General features: G+C 59.7%; 13 protein-coding genes. 8 read left to right on the top strand and 5 right to left on the bottom strand.

The genetic code is table 11. The features are described 5' to 3' along the window. Positions 1 to 107 precede the first annotated feature (107 nt). The 6 genes from FHL16_RS17620 to FHL16_RS17590 all read left to right on the top strand — a co-directional run bounded on the left by FHL16_RS17620 (position 108) and on the right by FHL16_RS17590 (position 6343). Positions 108 to 1484, top strand: a complete 1377-nt coding sequence (locus FHL16_RS17620; RefSeq protein ID WP_077748836.1) for a M16 family metallopeptidase — start codon at positions 108 to 110, stop codon at positions 1482 to 1484. A gap of 254 nt (positions 1485 to 1738) precedes the next feature. Beyond that, positions 1739 to 2767, top strand: coding sequence for a DUF5924 family protein (locus tag FHL16_RS17610; protein ID WP_010465563.1), 1029 nt, complete (start codon positions 1739 to 1741; stop codon positions 2765 to 2767). A gap of 55 nt (positions 2768 to 2822) precedes the next feature. Continuing rightward, positions 2823 to 3971 carry an ABC transporter permease gene (locus tag FHL16_RS17605; protein WP_010465565.1) on the top strand — a complete coding sequence of 383 codons (1149 nt, stop codon included), beginning with the start codon at positions 2823 to 2825 and terminating at the stop codon, positions 3969 to 3971. Continuing rightward, positions 3968 to 4771 (top strand): ABC transporter ATP-binding protein, encoded by an 804-nt coding sequence (locus FHL16_RS17600; RefSeq protein ID WP_010465567.1) that lies wholly within the window; start codon positions 3968 to 3970, stop codon positions 4769 to 4771. Before FHL16_RS17605 ends, FHL16_RS17600 begins: the two co-directional genes overlap by 4 nt. A 1-nt stretch (position 4772) precedes the next feature. Further along, the gene (locus FHL16_RS17595; protein WP_010465569.1) at positions 4773 to 5711 is read left to right on the top strand and encodes an MlaD family protein; all 939 of its coding nucleotides are present in this window, start codon (positions 4773 to 4775) and stop codon (positions 5709 to 5711) included. Next, positions 5708 to 6343 carry an ABC-type transport auxiliary lipoprotein family protein gene (locus FHL16_RS17590; RefSeq protein WP_077748835.1) on the top strand — a complete coding sequence of 212 codons (636 nt, stop codon included), beginning with the start codon at positions 5708 to 5710 and terminating at the stop codon, positions 6341 to 6343. The genes FHL16_RS17595 and FHL16_RS17590 overlap by 4 nt, the downstream gene beginning before the upstream one ends. A gap of 97 nt (positions 6344 to 6440) precedes the next feature. On the opposite strand, the gene FHL16_RS17585 is transcribed toward FHL16_RS17590, so the two are convergent. From FHL16_RS17585 to FHL16_RS17565, 5 genes are all read right to left on the bottom strand, one after another. Next, positions 6441 to 7670, bottom strand: a complete 1230-nt coding sequence (locus FHL16_RS17585) for a nucleoside recognition domain-containing protein (protein WP_010465573.1) — start codon at positions 7668 to 7670, stop codon at positions 6441 to 6443. A gap of 202 nt (positions 7671 to 7872) precedes the next feature. Further along, complete coding sequence (gltP, locus tag FHL16_RS17580; RefSeq protein ID WP_010465575.1) at positions 7873 to 9204, bottom strand: glutamate/aspartate:proton symporter GltP; 1332 nt, start codon at positions 9202 to 9204, stop codon at positions 7873 to 7875. 699 nt (positions 9205 to 9903) lie between these two features. Further along, entirely contained in the window at positions 9904 to 10368 is a 465-nt protein-coding gene (locus tag FHL16_RS17575; protein ID WP_077748834.1) for an inhibitor of vertebrate lysozyme family protein, read from the bottom strand. Positions 10369 to 10370: 2 nt separating this feature from the next. Continuing rightward, positions 10371 to 10535 carry a DUF1328 domain-containing protein gene (locus FHL16_RS17570; protein ID WP_003177151.1) on the bottom strand — a complete coding sequence of 55 codons (165 nt, stop codon included), beginning with the start codon at positions 10533 to 10535 and terminating at the stop codon, positions 10371 to 10373. Between the two features lie 82 nt (positions 10536 to 10617). Further along, positions 10618 to 10905 (bottom strand): hypothetical protein, encoded by a 288-nt coding sequence (locus tag FHL16_RS17565; protein ID WP_010465600.1) that lies wholly within the window; start codon positions 10903 to 10905, stop codon positions 10618 to 10620. Between the two features lie 442 nt (positions 10906 to 11347). Between FHL16_RS17565 and algB the strand changes: the two genes are divergently transcribed. Continuing rightward, the gene (algB, locus tag FHL16_RS17560; RefSeq protein ID WP_010465602.1) at positions 11348 to 12694 is read left to right on the top strand and encodes a sigma-54-dependent response regulator transcription factor AlgB; all 1347 of its coding nucleotides are present in this window, start codon (positions 11348 to 11350) and stop codon (positions 12692 to 12694) included. 7 nt (positions 12695 to 12701) lie between these two features. Further along, positions 12702 to 14489: an ATP-binding protein gene (locus FHL16_RS17555; protein WP_077748833.1), complete on the top strand. Its 1788-nt coding sequence runs from the start codon at positions 12702 to 12704 to the stop codon at positions 14487 to 14489. Positions 14490 to 14500 lie beyond the last annotated feature (11 nt).

The following is a 14500-nucleotide window of genomic DNA, read 5'->3' as shown; positions in this document are numbered from 1 at the left end:
CCACATTTGAATTGTGGTGTTCACAAAACCAATGTGGGAGCGAGCCTGCTCGCGATGGCTGCCTGGAAAGCGACACGGATCTCCAATCAGCCGTATGGAAGCTTGCTATGCGTTGTCTGCTGTTCGCCTGTCTGTTGCTTGGCTCATTTCCTTCGTTTGCCCTGGATCGTTTCCAGGTCGAGGGCTATACGCTGCCCAACGGTTTGCAATTACTGCTCAAACCCGGCACCGAGCGCGGGCACGTGGCGATTCGCCTGGTGGTCGGCGTAGGTCTGGATGATTTCAGCTGCGCCGACAAGGAGCTGCCGCATCTGCTCGAACACTTGTTGTTCAGCGGCATTGATGCAACCGGCGAAGGCGGCCTGGAAGAGCGCATGCAGGCGTTGGGCGGTGAGTGGAACGCGTTCACCAGCAACGCTGACACGACGTTCGTCATTGAGGCCCCGGCGAAAAACCAGCGCAAGGTGCTCGACCTGCTGCTGGCGCTGCTGACGCAGACCCGAATCGACGACAACGCCATCAACGCCGCCAAACAAGTGGTCGAGCGTGAGGACGGCGGCCATTACTCGCACTTGCAGCGCTGGCTGGATCGTCAGGACCTGGGCCACACCGCGAGCAATCAGCTGGCAGTGGAGCTGGGCCTTAAATGCCCCGAGCGCCCGGAAGTCGATAACCTGACTCGCGAGCAACTGGAGACGGTACGCAAGGCCTGGTACGCGCCCAATAACATGACGCTGATCGTGGTTGGCGAGCTCGACAAGTTGTTGCCGGCGTATCTGGAACGCTCCTATGGTGAACTTGAAGCGGTCGAGCCTACCGATCACCTGCCCTTGCCGGAAATCCAGGCCAGTGCCGCCCACGAACGAACGCTGAGCGATGGTTTCGTCGGCGGCGGCGCCAAGTTGCATTGGCTGGTGCCGGAACCGGTGCTGCAGGATCAGCACGACGAAACCTTCGACCTGCTCAAGGACTATCTGGACTGGGCGCTCTACCGCCAATTGCGCCTGTCCCACGGTTTGTCCTACGGCCCCTCGGCCGAGCGCGAGGTGTTTGGCGGGGTGGGCTTCATGAGCCTGAACGCCGACCTTGAGCGCGATGACGTGCCTAAGGCCCGGCAGGTGCTGGAGGATTTGAAGGCCGATTTGCTCAAGGATGGTCTCGACGCAGACACCTTCAACCGCCTCAAACAGGCCGCCATCGCCCGCCAGGCTTGGGCCGTGCAAGGCAACAGCGCGCTGGCCGATTACTACTGGAGCGCGCTGGGCGACTACCAGGACGGGCGTTTCGCCGCCCCGGCCAGGGAACTGCAAGGCGTGACGCTGGAAGAAGCGAACAAGGCCATGCGCGAGTTGCTCATGCAACCGGGGTATGTACGGATCGAGAAGCCGCTGATGAGTTATGACCAGTTGATGTGGGCGATGGCCGGGGTGTTTGGATTGCTTGTCCTCGGGGTATTGGCTTGGCGAGTCCATCGCCGCCGGTAACTGGCCGCCCTGGCAGCAGGGCTTTTGTGGCGAGGGAGCTTGCTCCCGCTCGGCTGCGCAGCAGTCGTAAAACCGGTGCTTGCGCTCTACCTGATGACACGCAGTGTGCGGGTTTGGGGGCGCTTCGCACCCCAGCGGGAGCAAGCTCCCTCGCCACAATGTTGTATAGGGAAAACGGACGTATCCCCTCGCCACGCCCCCGCCCGGGCGGTACTCTGTCGAGGATTTTTCCCACGACTATTGCGAACCGCCGAATGCCTACTCTGACCCTGTACGTCCAGCGCATCCTGGAATTGATGAAGCGCTATCCAGGGGTCATTGCGCTCGGTGGTTTTATCTCGGGAGTCGGCAGCTTCATCCTGGTGGATCGGCAACAGGGCCTGGCGACCTGGATCACCATCATCATGGTGCTCAGCTGGATCTGGCTGATGCTGGAAAACAGCCTGACCAAGTTGTTCACCAAACTCTTCAAGCGCGAAATCCCCCAGCCTTTGCTGCGTTACGCCACGCAGATGATCCACCAGGAAAGCCTGTTCTTCGTCCTGCCGTTCTTTTTCATCACCACGACCTGGAACAGTGGCCAGTTTTTCTTCACCGGTTTGCTGAGCATGGCGGCGCTGATTTCCATCATCGACCCGCTCTACTACAAATGGCTGGCACCCCGGCGCTGGGCGTTCCTGGCGTTGCACACGCTGACGCTGTTTGCCGCGCTGCTCACCGCCCTGCCCGTCATCCTGCACCTGACCACTTCGCAAAGCTTCAAACTGGCGCTGGGCACCGCTGTTTTACTGTCGTTCCCGAGCCTGGCCTCGATCTTCCCGATCCGCACGGTGCGCAACGCGTTGGCGATCCTGAGTATCACGCTGGGCATCGGTGCCCTCGGCTGGGTGCTGCGTTCGTGGGTGCCGCCGGCCACTTTATGGATGACCGACGTGGCGATCAGCACGCAAATGCAGGACCGCACACCCGGCAAGAGTCTGGACGAGGTCAGCGCCGAGCAGATCCGTGGGGACGGGTTGTACGCCTACACCGCCATCAACGCCCCGCGCGGCCTCGATGAGCGGATTTATCACGTGTGGCAGTTCAACGGTAAAGAGGTCGACCGTATCCCGCTGGACATCCACGGCGGACGCAAGGAAGGCTACCGTGCCTGGACCCACAAGCAGAATTTCCCAGGCAATCCTGCCGGTAAATGGCAAGTGCGGGTGCTGACCGAGGATGGCCAGGTCATCGGCGTGCTGCGCTTCAAGATCACGGACAGCACACCGATCAAAGAAAAGTAATCCGGTTCGTGCTATTACGTAGCGCTGCGCTAATAGCCGAACAAGCACGGAGCTTATGACCAGCAGCACAATGGCCGGCAATGCCCAGCTAGATGTCTCTCACTCCCCTGCTCAACTGCGGGTCACGGGTGACTGGACGCTCGCCCACTACGCCGATCTCAAGCACCTGAGCGAAAAGCTCCGTGGTCAATACGACGACAGCACGCACATCGACCTCAATGGCCTCGGTGCGCTCGATACCGCCGGGGCGTCGTTGTTGGTGGAATTGCTCGGGTCCGAGCGTCTGGGGCGATCCGCCGAACACCCTGATTGCACCCTCTCTTCTGCAGACCGTGCCTTGTTGCAGACGGTTTATTGCTCGCTCAGCGACTTCTGCGTACCGGTCAAGGAACCGGAGATCAGTGTCGGCATTCAACTGCTGACCCGCATTGGCCGCGCAGTCGACACCGTCTGGCAGGACACCCTGCAACTGCTGGGCTTCGTCGGCCTGATCCTCGAAACCATCGCCCGCAATCTGTTTCGTCCCAAGCGCTGGCGCATCACGCCCATGGTCGCGCACATCGAACAGACTGGCCTCGACGCCGCGCCCATCGTCGCCCTGCTGACCTTTCTGGTCGGTGCGGTGGTGGCGTTTCTCGGGGCGACGGTGCTGGCCAGCTTCGGTGCGAGTATTTTTACCGTGGACCTGGTGGCGTTCTCCTTCCTGCGAGAGTTCGGTGTGTTGCTGACCGCGATTCTGATGGCCGGCCGCACGGCCAGTGCGTTCACCGCGCAAATCGGTTCGATGAAGGCTAACGAAGAAATCGACGCGATCCGCACACTGGGCCTCGACCCGATGGAATTGCTCGTGGTGCCACGGGTGCTGGCGCTGCTGGTGGCGTTGCCGATGTTGACCTTCCTGGCCATGCTCTCGGGGATTATCGGCGGTGGCGTGGTCTGTGCCGTGTCGCTGGGTATCTCGCCGGCGATGTTCCTGTCGCTGCTGCAAACCGATATCGGCGTTCAGCACTTTCTGGTGGGGATCGTCAAAGCGCCGATCTTCGCGTTCCTGATCGCTGCAATCGGTTGCCTCGAAGGCTTCAAGGTCAGTGGCAGCGCTGAGTCCGTGGGCGCGCACACCACGTCGAGTGTGGTGCAGTCGATTTTCGTGGTGATCGTGCTCGATGCCGTGGCCGCGCTGTTTTTCATGGAGATGGGCTGGTGAGTCGTTTACCCCGAGCGCCCTCCGAGGCGGTGATCGAAGTCCGTGGGCTGTGCAATCGCTTCGGCAGCCAGAGCGTGCACGAAAACCTCGACCTCGATTTGTACAAAGGTGAAATCCTTGCCGTGGTCGGCGGTTCCGGCAGCGGAAAATCGGTGCTGCTGCGCAGCATCGTCGGCTTACGCCAGCCCAGCGAGGGTGTGGTGAAGGTCTTTGGCAAGAACCTGCCGACGCTGCCCGAACATGAACGCTCGATGGTCGAACGGCGTTTCGGCGTGCTGTTCCAGAAAGGCGCCCTGTTTTCTTCGCTGACCGTGACCGAGAACGTCGCCCTGCCCCTGATCGAACACGCCGGCCTGAGCCGTGAAGACGCCGAGCATCTGGCGGCGGTGAAACTGGCGTTGGCCGGGTTGCCGCTGTCCGCGGCGGACAAATACCCTGCCTCGCTGTCTGGCGGCATGATCAAGCGCGCGGCGCTGGCCCGGGCGTTGGCGCTGGACCCGGACATTCTGTTTCTCGACGAACCCACCGCCGGCCTCGACCCGATTGGCGCCGCAGCCTTTGATCAATTGATCCTGACGTTGCGCGATGCGTTGGGCCTGAGTGTGTTTCTGGTGACCCATGACCTCGACACGCTCTACACCATCACCGACCGGGTGGCGGTGCTGGCGCAGAAAAAGGTGCTGGTGGCGGACGCCATCGACAAGGTCTCGGAAACCGACGACCCGTGGATTCACGAATACTTCCATGGCCCTCGCGGCCGCGCGGCGCTGACCGCCGCTCAACAGTTGAAAGAGGTCTGACATGGAAACCCGAGCCCATCATGTATTGATCGGCCTGTTCACCGTGATTGTGGTGGCAGGCGCCCTGCTCTTCGGCCTGTGGCTGGCCAAGTCCAGTGTCGACACCGAGTTCAAGGATTACGAAGTCGTCTTCAACGAGGCGGTCAGCGGCCTGTCCAAGGGCAGCGCCGTGCAGTACAGCGGGATCAAGGTCGGTGATGTGGTGACGTTGCGCCTGGACCCGAAAGACCCGCGCCGGGTGCTGGCGCGGATTCGCCTGGGCGGCGATACGCCGATCAAGGAAGACACCCGGGCCATCCTGGCGCTGACCGGGATCACCGGCACATCGATCATTCAACTCAGTGGCGGTACGCCGCAAAGCCCGACCCTCAAAGGCAAGGACGGCCATCTGCCGGTGATTGTCGCTTCACCCTCGCCTATCGCTCGCTTGCTCAATGACAGCGGCGACCTGATGGCCGGTGTGAACACACTGATGCATAACGCCAACCTGATGTTTTCTACGGAGAACGTCGAGCGCATCAGCAAGACGCTGGAGCACCTGGAACAAACCACCGGGACCATCGCCGACCAGCGCGGTGATATTCGTCAGGCGATGCAGCAACTGGCGTCGGTCGGCAAGCAGGCTGGCGCCATGCTGGAACAGACGTCGACGCTGATGCGCAACGCCAACGGCTTGCTCAACGATCAGGGCAAGCAGATGTTCGGCAGCGCCGAGCAGGCGATGAAATCACTGGAACAAAGCAGCGCGACCATCAACAAGTTGCTCACGACCAACCAGGATTCCCTGAACAGCGGCTTGCAGGGCCTCAATGGCCTGGCGCCAGCGGTGCGCGAGCTGCGCGACACCCTGACGTCGTTGCGAGCCATCTCCCAGCGCCTGGAAGCCAACCCCAGCGGTTATTTGCTGGGCAATGACAAAAACAAGGAGTTCACGCCATGAAGCTTGCGACCTTCGCCCTCCTCGCCAGCTTCACGTTGGTCAGCGCCTGCTCGATCCTGCCCAAGTCCGAGCCCTCCGATGTCTATCGCTTGCCGTCGGCCCAGAGCAGCGTTTCGGCCAGCCACGGCACGCCGCAACGCTGGTCGCTGCGCCTGACCAAGCCGCAGGCCAGCGAAGCGTTGAACAGCCCGAAAATCGCCGTGATCCCGCAAGGTGATCTGATCAGCAGCTACACCGCCTCGCGCTGGAGTGATCCGGCGCCGGTGTTGCTGCGTAATCGGTTGCTGGATGGTTTCCAGCGGGACGGTCGAGTGCCGTTGCTGAGCACGGATGACAGCAACTTCCAGGCAGATCTGGAGTTGGGCGGGAGCCTGCAAGCATTTCAGACTGAGTACCAAGGCACCACTGCGAGCGTGGTCGTGCGGCTGGATGCCTTGCTGGTGCGCGGGTATGACCAGCGCATCCTCGCCAGCCGCCGCTTTGAAGTGCGTCAGCCATTGAGCGATGTGAAAGTGCCGGCGGTGGTGGCCGGATTTGGCCAGGCGAGTGATCAGTTGACGGCGCAGGTGGTGGCTTGGACGGTAGAGCAAGGCCAGAAAGTCGCCCTTAAAGCCAACACGGGACCCCTGTAGGCGTAAGCCTGCTCGCGATAGCGGTAAATCAGTCACCACTAATGTCGACTGTCACACCGCTATCGCGAGCAGGCTCGCTCCCACAGGGGATCGTTGGTTAACCGAAGAACCAGTAGCAAACGCCGATGGCGCCCAGTACGCCAGCAAACTCCGCCAGCAACGCACACCCCACCGCGTGCCGCGCCCGCTGGATGCCCACCGCGCCGAAGTACACGGCCAACACATAGAATGTCGTTTCCGTACTGCCCTGGACCGTCGCCGCCACCAGCGCCGGGAAGCTGTCCACGCCAGAGGTCTTCATCGTTTCGATCAGCATCGCCCGCGCGGCGCTGCCGGAGAACGGTTTGACCATCGCCGTCGGCAGTGCGTCGACGAAGCGCGTGTCCCAACCGGCCCACTCCACCAGATGCCGAATCCCGTCGAGACCAAAATCCAGCGCCCCGGACGCCCGCAGTACACCGACGGCGCAGAGCATCGCCACCAGATACGGCAGCAGGTTCTTGGCCACGTCGAAGCCCTCCTTGGCGCCTTCGACGAACGCTTCGTAGACCTTCACTTTGCGCAATGCGCCAACCACCAGAAACAGCATGATCAACCCGAACAGCGTCAGGTTGCCGAGGATCGATGACAGGCCGGCCAGAGCGGTCGCCGAGAGCGTCGCCAGCAGCGCCATGAAGCCACCGAGGGCCAAGGCACCGGGAATCAGGTACGCGAGCACCACGGGGTCCCACAGTCGCAGACGTTGCATGAACGCCACCGACAGCAGGCCCACCAGTGTCGAGCAGCTGGTTGCCAGCAAAATCGGCAAGAACACCAGCGTCGGATCGGGCGCACCTTGCTGGGCGCGGTACATGAAGATCGTCACCGGCAGCAGGGTCAGGGAGGAGGCGTTGAGGACCAGGAACAGGATCTGCGCATTGCTGGCGATGGTGGCGCTGGGGTTGAGTTCTTGCAGCGCCTTCATGGCTTTGAGGCCGATTGGCGTGGCGGCGTTGTCCAGGCCCAGGCCGTTGGCGGCGAAGTTCAGCGTGATCAGGCCGATGGCCGGGTGACCGGCCGGCACTTCCGGCATCAGGCGCAAGAACAAGGGGCCCAGCGCCTTGGCCAGCCATTCGACGATCCCGGCTTTCTCGGCAATTCGCAGAAAGCCCAGCCAGAGGGTCAGGGTGCCAAACAGCAGGACCATGACTTCGACCGATAACTTGGCCATGGCGAAAATGCTTTCCACCATCGCCGCGAAGATCCCGGCGTTACCGCCGATCAGCCATTGCGCCAGTGCCGAAACGGCAGCCACGATGAAAAAGCCAAGCCACAGGCCATTGAGCACAGTTAAATCCCCCGAAGAATGCCGCGAATGATAGCGGGGTGTGCAGAAACGACAAACCCCGGATTTCTCCGGGGTTTGTTTGTTCGGCTTACACCGGACCTTTGTAGGAGTGAGCCTGCTCGCGATGGGGGCGGCACATCCAACATCTCTGTTGTTTGATGCACCGCTATCGCGAGCAGGCTCACTCCTGCAAGGTTTTGCGTTAGTTCTTGGAAACCTCGCCAACTGGCAGCTTTTCCTTGCTGCGCCAGTGCGGCAGCGAGTTCCAGTAGCGTTGGCCCTTGGCGTCGTCGTACATGCCTTCCCAGCGGGAGATGACCAGCACGGCCAAGGCATTGCCGATCACGTTCAGGGCGGTACGCGCCATGTCCATGATGCGGTCGACACCAGCGATGAAGGCCAGGCCTTCCAGCGGAATACCCACGCTGCCCAAGGTGGCCAGCAGCACTACGAAGGACACGCCCGGTACGCCGGCGATGCCTTTGGACGTCACCATCAGGGTCAGCACCAGCAGCAATTGCTGGCTGATCGACAGGTCGATGCCGTACAGCTGGGCAATGAAGATCGCCGCGATGCTCTGGTACAGGGTCGAGCCGTCGAGGTTGAACGAGTAACCGGTCGGCACCACGAAGCTGCAAATGGCTTTCGGCGCGCCGTAGGCTTCCATCTTCTCGATCACGCGCGGCAGCACGGTTTCGGAACTGGCGGTGGAGTAGGCCAGCACCAGCTCATCCTTGAAGATGCGCATCAGCTTGATCACCGAGAAGCCAAACATCCTGGCAATCAGGCCGAGAATGACAAAGGCGAAGAAGGCGATGGCGACGTAAACCAGGATCACCAGTTTGGCCAGCGGTATCAGAGAAGCGAAACCGAAGTTGGCCACGGTCACCGCGATCAGTGCGAACACGCCGATCGGGGCATAGTTCATGATCATGTGGGTGACTTTGAACATGCTCTCGGATACGCCCTGGAACATCTTCACCAGCGGCTCGCGCAGGTCCGATTGCAGGCTCGACAGACCGAGGCCGAACAATACGGAGAAGAAGATGATCGGCAGCATTTCGCCGCGGGCCATGGCCGCGAAGATGTTCGACGGGATCAGGTTGAGGATGGTTTCGATGAACGCGTGTTCATGCTGAACCTCGGCAGCTGTGGCCTGGTACTTGGAAATATCCACCGTACCCAGGGTGCTCATGTCGATGCCGGTGCCCGGATGGAACACGTTGGCCAGCACCAGACCGACCACGATGGCGATGGTGGTGACGATCTCGAAGTAAATGATGGTCTTGAGGCCGATACGCCCGAGTTTCTTCGCATCGCCTACGCCAGCGATGCCGACGATCAACGAGGAGATGACGATCGGGATCACGATCATCTTGATCAGACGGATAAAGATATCGCCTGCCGGTTGCAGGACGTTGCTGATCCACCAGGCTTTTTCGGCACTGAAATGGTTGAGCAGCGCACCGATTGCTATCCCCAGAACCAGACCGATGAGGATCTGCCAGGCGAGGCTGAGCTTTGCCTTCTTCATATCTTTACCCTTACTTGCGTTTGACTCAGGCGAATGCAAGAACTGGAACGCTCGTGGCGAAAAAGTCTGCGCATCTGCCCCCGTATAAGGTGCCCCGGAGCGCTTTGTTTCGGCTCTCTGGCAGGCGAAAAAAGGCGCAACTATTCCGATGCAAGGATGCGACGTCTAATGCCGTAAACGCCTACCCTATGCCGAATCGGCATGAGCTTTTTTAATTGAAACTCGCGTCCCAACCGGTTCGAATACGACATTTCGGCAGGCATAAGTGCCGTGAACCGGCCATTTCAGAGGAGGTTGGTTGTTTTTTAAACAGTTGAATTCATGACGAAATTTCGGAAAAAGCCTACGTTTGGCAGCGAAAACTCTTCTGCCGAAAGTCGAAGGTTTCTCGATATACGGTCGTGAAGAAACACCGCGAAACGGTTTTGTGGGGAATATGCAGTAGGGGGAATAGGGTGCAGTGCTCTAGATCAACGCTTTGCACGTTGAAGCTCTTCGCAAGTCCGTCCAGCCACTCTGGGCTGGCGAACTTGCGTCGCAGCTTTATTACCTGACCCGGCCCTTGCGCAGACACTCCATGTGCCCGTAGGTCACTCCGACCCTGAAACAGTCAGAACGTCCCGACCCCTTGGTCATGCGTCTACCTTCCTCGGGTAGCGCACTGGAAAGAAGCGATGCTGCTCCTTTCGTGTTTCAAACTCAGTACCAGTTCGGATCTTTCTTGAGCTGTTCCATCAACATGTCCTGCATGCCTTGGTTCGGTTTCCCGAGGAAGCGGTAGTCGGCATGTCGCGTTGGCGACTTGTCGGCCGGCAATCCTGCAGGTACTTCGACCAGCATGGCGTAGGCGTCCTGTCTGTCGAAGCTGAAAGCCACGATCAAGCGCTTGCTCAGGCACGTCGGTTGCGTTTCGCAAAGCGGCCCGACCAGGTACTTGTCGCCATCCTCTTCAACAGCATTCATTTGCTCGGCATCGCCAGACAGGTTCATCACCCATTCCGGCAGTCGTTCTTCCTTTTTAACGACTTTAGTCCACGTTTCACGGTACTGCGGGTCCGAATTCAATAATTCGCTGGCCCGCGTCTGGCCGTCATTGGCCGCCATCGCCATGGCACTACCGCCCAGAAGCAGGGCGGCTGCCAGTGTCTTTAACAAAACGCTCATGTTCAGCCTCGACCGCGACGGCCAAAGAAGAAGGAAGCAATAAACATCACCAGGAACACGACAAAGAGAATCTTGGCGATACCCGTGGCGGTGCCCGCGATACCACCGAAGCCCAGTACTGCAGCAATGATGGCAATGATCAAGAATGTGATTGCCCAGCTCAACATGGTGATTCTCCTTACGCTTCTATATTAGAGGTGCAGCTTGTGTTGCTTTTCCCGGCGCATTGAGCGCGCCAAGTCCGGTTGCTTAGAACACCCAACGTTCCTGACGGGGCATCTCATCCACAGGCTGCGCCTGGTCGACGTCCATCATTCGCATCGGTGCGAGGTCAGCCTGGCTGCTGCTGACGGCGCTGAAATGGGTCTGGGTAGCACGTTGAATCGACAGGTGCGGAGCCTCTGGTTGCTGGCTCTGTTCCCAAAGCAAAAACTGCTGACCTGCGATCAGCGTGATCAGCAGCGCCAGAATGCCAAACAGTCCTTGTTGGATATGCAAAGGCGAGATACGCAATTGGGCGACACGTTGGCGATTCATCCTGAAACTCCTCCCACTCTGGTGGTGATCTTGTTTAGTGGGCGTCGATTCAAAATGGCCCTGGTTATCTAGGCTATTGCAGCCTGCATGCCAGCTTTTTCAAAGAAAAAAATCGTTTTAAATCAATATGTTAGATCTGACGTATAAATCATGACGGACGCATCCTGCACGATGGGCCGTGCAGGGTCGTGCGTATTGCACGATCGTTTCCCGGCAACTTTGATTATTTTTGAATTGAGAGGAGGGCGCGGATGTCAGAAAAGAACGCAGGTAATCGCCTCAACGGCGATTTTTGTGCAAAAAACCAGAGAAATCAGTCCATTAGCTAATGGATGAGTAGAGAGCTACCCTGCCATGGCCGGAATGGATCAGAATCAACCATGCAACTTGCCCGATTTTTCCGGGACTAACTCAAGATCATTCATTAAAGGAGCGCAGGAACATGGAATCAGCCACTGAGCATCAAGGCCGCATTCTGCTGGTGGATGACGAATCCGCCATTCTGCGAACCTTCCGCTATTGCCTTGAAGATGAAGGCTATAGCGTCGCCACCGCGAACAGTGCAGCGCAGGCCGATGCGTTGCTGCAACGTCAGGTGTTTGATCTGTGCTTCCTCGATCTGCGCCTGGGTGAAGACAATGGCCTGGATGTGCTGGCTCAGATGCGCATTCAGGCACCCTGGATGCGGGTGGTGATCGTCACCGCTCACTCGGCTGTCGACACCGCCGTGGATGCGATCCAGGCCGGTGCCGCCGACTACCTCGTCAAACCTTGCAGCCCCGACCAGTTGCGTCTGGCCACCGCCAAACAGCTGGAAGTTCGGCAACTCTCGGCACGGCTGGAAGCCCTTGAAGGCGAAGTGCGTAAACCCAAGGACGGTCTGGATTCCCATAGCCCGGCCATGAAAGTGGTACTCGAAACCGCACGCCAGGTCGCCAGCACTGACGCCAACATTCTGATTCTCGGCGAGTCCGGTACCGGTAAAGGTGAACTGTCCCAAGCCATCCACGGTTGGAGCAAACGCCAGAAGAAATCCTGCGTCACCATCAACTGCCCGTCGCTGACGGCGGAATTGATGGAAAGTGAACTCTTCGGCCACAGCCGAGGCGCCTTCACCGGTGCCAGCGAAAGCACCTTGGGTCGGGTCAATCAAGCGGACGGCGGCACCTTGTTTCTCGACGAGATCGGCGACTTTCCCCTGACGTTGCAACCCAAGTTGCTGCGTTTTATCCAGGATAAGGAATACGAGCGCGTGGGGGACCCCGTGACCCGCCGCGCCGATGTGCGCATCCTCGCCGCGACCAACCTGAACCTCGAAGACATGGTGCGCGACGGTCGTTTCCGTGAAGACCTGCTCTATCGCCTGAACGTCATTACCTTGCACTTGCCGCCACTGCGCGAGCGCCGGGAGGACATTCTGAACTTGGCCGACCGTTTCCTGGCGCGTTTCGTCAAGGAGTACGCACGTCCGGCACGTGGCTTTAGCGACGAGGCTCGCGAAGCGTTGCTGGGTTACCGCTGGCCCGGCAACATCCGCGAACTGCGTAACGTGGTGGAGCGGGCGAGCATTATCTGCCCTCAGGAACGGGTCGAGATCAGCCACTTGGGCATGGCCGAGACCCCGACCAACAACGCCCCTCGAATCGGTGCGGCGTTGAGCCTGGATGAATTGGAGAAAGCCCACATCGGTGCCGTCCTCGCCACCGCCGATACCCTCGATCAGGCGGCCAAGACACTTGGCATCGATGCCTCGACCCTGTATCGCAAACGCAAGCAGTACAACCTGTGAGCCGGCAATGAAACTGGCGATGAAGCTGCGTACTCGGCTGTTCCTGAGTATTTCGGCGCTGATTACCGTGGCGCTGCTCGGGCTCTTGCTCGGGCTGGTCAGCGTGATGCAGATGGCTGGCACTCAGGAAGTGCTGGTTCGCAACAACTTTGTCACGCTGGACCTGGGCTTGAAATTGCGTCAGGCCTTGGGCGATCAACTGATGATCATGATCGACGAAAATCCCGATCCCGCAGCGTTCCAGGCCTCCAGGCAGCACTACCTCGAGCTGCTTGACGAAGGCGCTTCCCTTCAGCAATCCGGCAATGGCGGCTACGGTTTCACACAGGCGAAGGCTGACTACCTCGACTTTCTTCAGGCCTACGATCAAACACAAGCCTCGGTGCCCGTATTGACCGGCAACGAGGCGCTGTTGGAAAAATTCAATACCCTGCGCAGCGGTCTCGTCTCCGAACAAAAGCGTTCCCTGGATAACATCAATGACATCGAACGCCAGGCCCGGGAACGCGCGTTGCTGATTGCCGGGCTGCTCGGTTTGATAGGGCTGGCCGTGCTGATCATCGGGTTCGTGACCGCCCATGCAATCGCCCGGCGGTTTGGCGCTCCGATTGAAGCGTTGGTCCAGGCTGCCGACGACATCGGCCAGGGTAATTTCGAGGTGACACTGCCGGTTTCCTCCGCCGAGGAAATGAACCAGCTGACCAAGCGCTTCGGCATCATGGCAGAGGCGCTACGTGAGCATCAGGCGATGAACATCGACGAGCTGCTCGCCGGTCAGCAGCGTTTGCAAGCGGTACTCGACAGCATCGACGATGGGTTGTTGATGATCGACCGCGAAGGGTATCTGGAACACCTCAACCCCGTGGCCCAGCGTCAGTTGGGGTGGGACACCGACCGACTTGGTCAAGGGCTGGGCACAGCGCTCGATCGTCCTGAACTGGATGAGCAGCTGCAATTGGTGCTGCGCGGCGGGACCCTGGAGCGGGCGCCGGAAGACCTGAGTATTGAGGTCGACGGTGAGTCGAGGTTACTGACGTACAGCCTGACCCCTGTCAGCCATACGCAGGGCCACATTCTTGGCGCCGTGATGGTGCTGCATGACGTCACAGAACAGCGTGCATTCGAACGGGTGCGCAGCGAGTTCGTCTTGCGCGCCTCCCATGAGTTGCGCACCCCGGTGACCGGGATGCACATGGCCTTCGGGCTGTTCCGCGAACGGGCGAAATTTCCTGAAGACTCTCGCGAAGCCGATTTACTGGACACCGTGAACGAAGAAATGCAGCGCTTGATGCAGCTGATCAACGACCTGCTGAATTTCTCGCGCTACCAAAACGGGTTGCAGAAACTCACGCTGGCGCCTTGTTCCATTGAAGAGTTACTGGAACAGGCTCAGACACGCTTTGCCGGGGCTGCGGCGCAGAAGGGTATTGAGCTGCGGGTGGAAGTGCAGGGGCCGTTACCCCGATTGCAGGCCGACCAGGCGCAATTGGACCGGGTGCTCGATAACCTGATCGATAACGCTTTGCGTCATACCGCCCAGGATGGACTGATACGTTTGCAGGCGCGGCGCCATGGCGAGCGAGTGATCATCAGCGTTGAAGACAACGGTGAAGGCATTGCCTACGGTCAGCAGGGGCGGATCTTCGAGCCCTTCGTCCAGGTCGGACGCAAGAAGGGCGGTGCCGGGCTTGGTTTGGCGTTGTGCAAGGAAATCGTGCAGTTGCATGGCGGGCGAATGGGCGTTTATTCGCGGCCGGGACAGGGCACGCAGTTCTACATGGCGCTGGCGGTGTAGACCCAGCAGTC

Source organism: Pseudomonas sp. FSL W5-0299, from assembly GCF_005930655.1.
Classification (GTDB): domain Bacteria; phylum Pseudomonadota; class Gammaproteobacteria; order Pseudomonadales; family Pseudomonadaceae; genus Aquipseudomonas; species Aquipseudomonas mandelii.
This window is presented reverse-complemented; position numbering and strand designations above follow the sequence as displayed.

Bases quoted from the DNA above. Each gene is read 5' to 3' on its own strand.
- FHL16_RS17620 (WP_077748836.1), top strand. From the start codon at position 108: ATGCGTTGTCTGCTGTTCGCCTGTCTGTTGCTTGGCTCATTTCCTTCG.
- FHL16_RS17610 (WP_010465563.1), top strand. From the start codon at position 1,739: ATGCCTACTCTGACCCTGTACGTCCAGCGCATCCTGGAATTGATGAAG.
- FHL16_RS17605 (WP_010465565.1), top strand. From the start codon at position 2,823: ATGACCAGCAGCACAATGGCCGGCAATGCCCAGCTAGATGTCTCTCAC.
- FHL16_RS17595 (WP_010465569.1), top strand. From the start codon at position 4,773: ATGGAAACCCGAGCCCATCATGTATTGATCGGCCTGTTCACCGTGATT.
- FHL16_RS17590 (WP_077748835.1), top strand. From the start codon at position 5,708: ATGAAGCTTGCGACCTTCGCCCTCCTCGCCAGCTTCACGTTGGTCAGC.
- gltP (WP_010465575.1), bottom strand. From the start codon at position 9,204: ATGAAGAAGGCAAAGCTCAGCCTCGCCTGGCAGATCCTCATCGGTCTG.
- FHL16_RS17575 (WP_077748834.1), bottom strand. From the start codon at position 10,368: ATGAGCGTTTTGTTAAAGACACTGGCAGCCGCCCTGCTTCTGGGCGGT.
- FHL16_RS17570 (WP_003177151.1), bottom strand. From the start codon at position 10,535: ATGTTGAGCTGGGCAATCACATTCTTGATCATTGCCATCATTGCTGCA.
- FHL16_RS17565 (WP_010465600.1), bottom strand. From the start codon at position 10,905: ATGAATCGCCAACGTGTCGCCCAATTGCGTATCTCGCCTTTGCATATC.
- algB (WP_010465602.1), top strand. From the start codon at position 11,348: ATGGAATCAGCCACTGAGCATCAAGGCCGCATTCTGCTGGTGGATGAC.
- FHL16_RS17555 (WP_077748833.1), top strand. From the start codon at position 12,702: ATGAAACTGGCGATGAAGCTGCGTACTCGGCTGTTCCTGAGTATTTCG.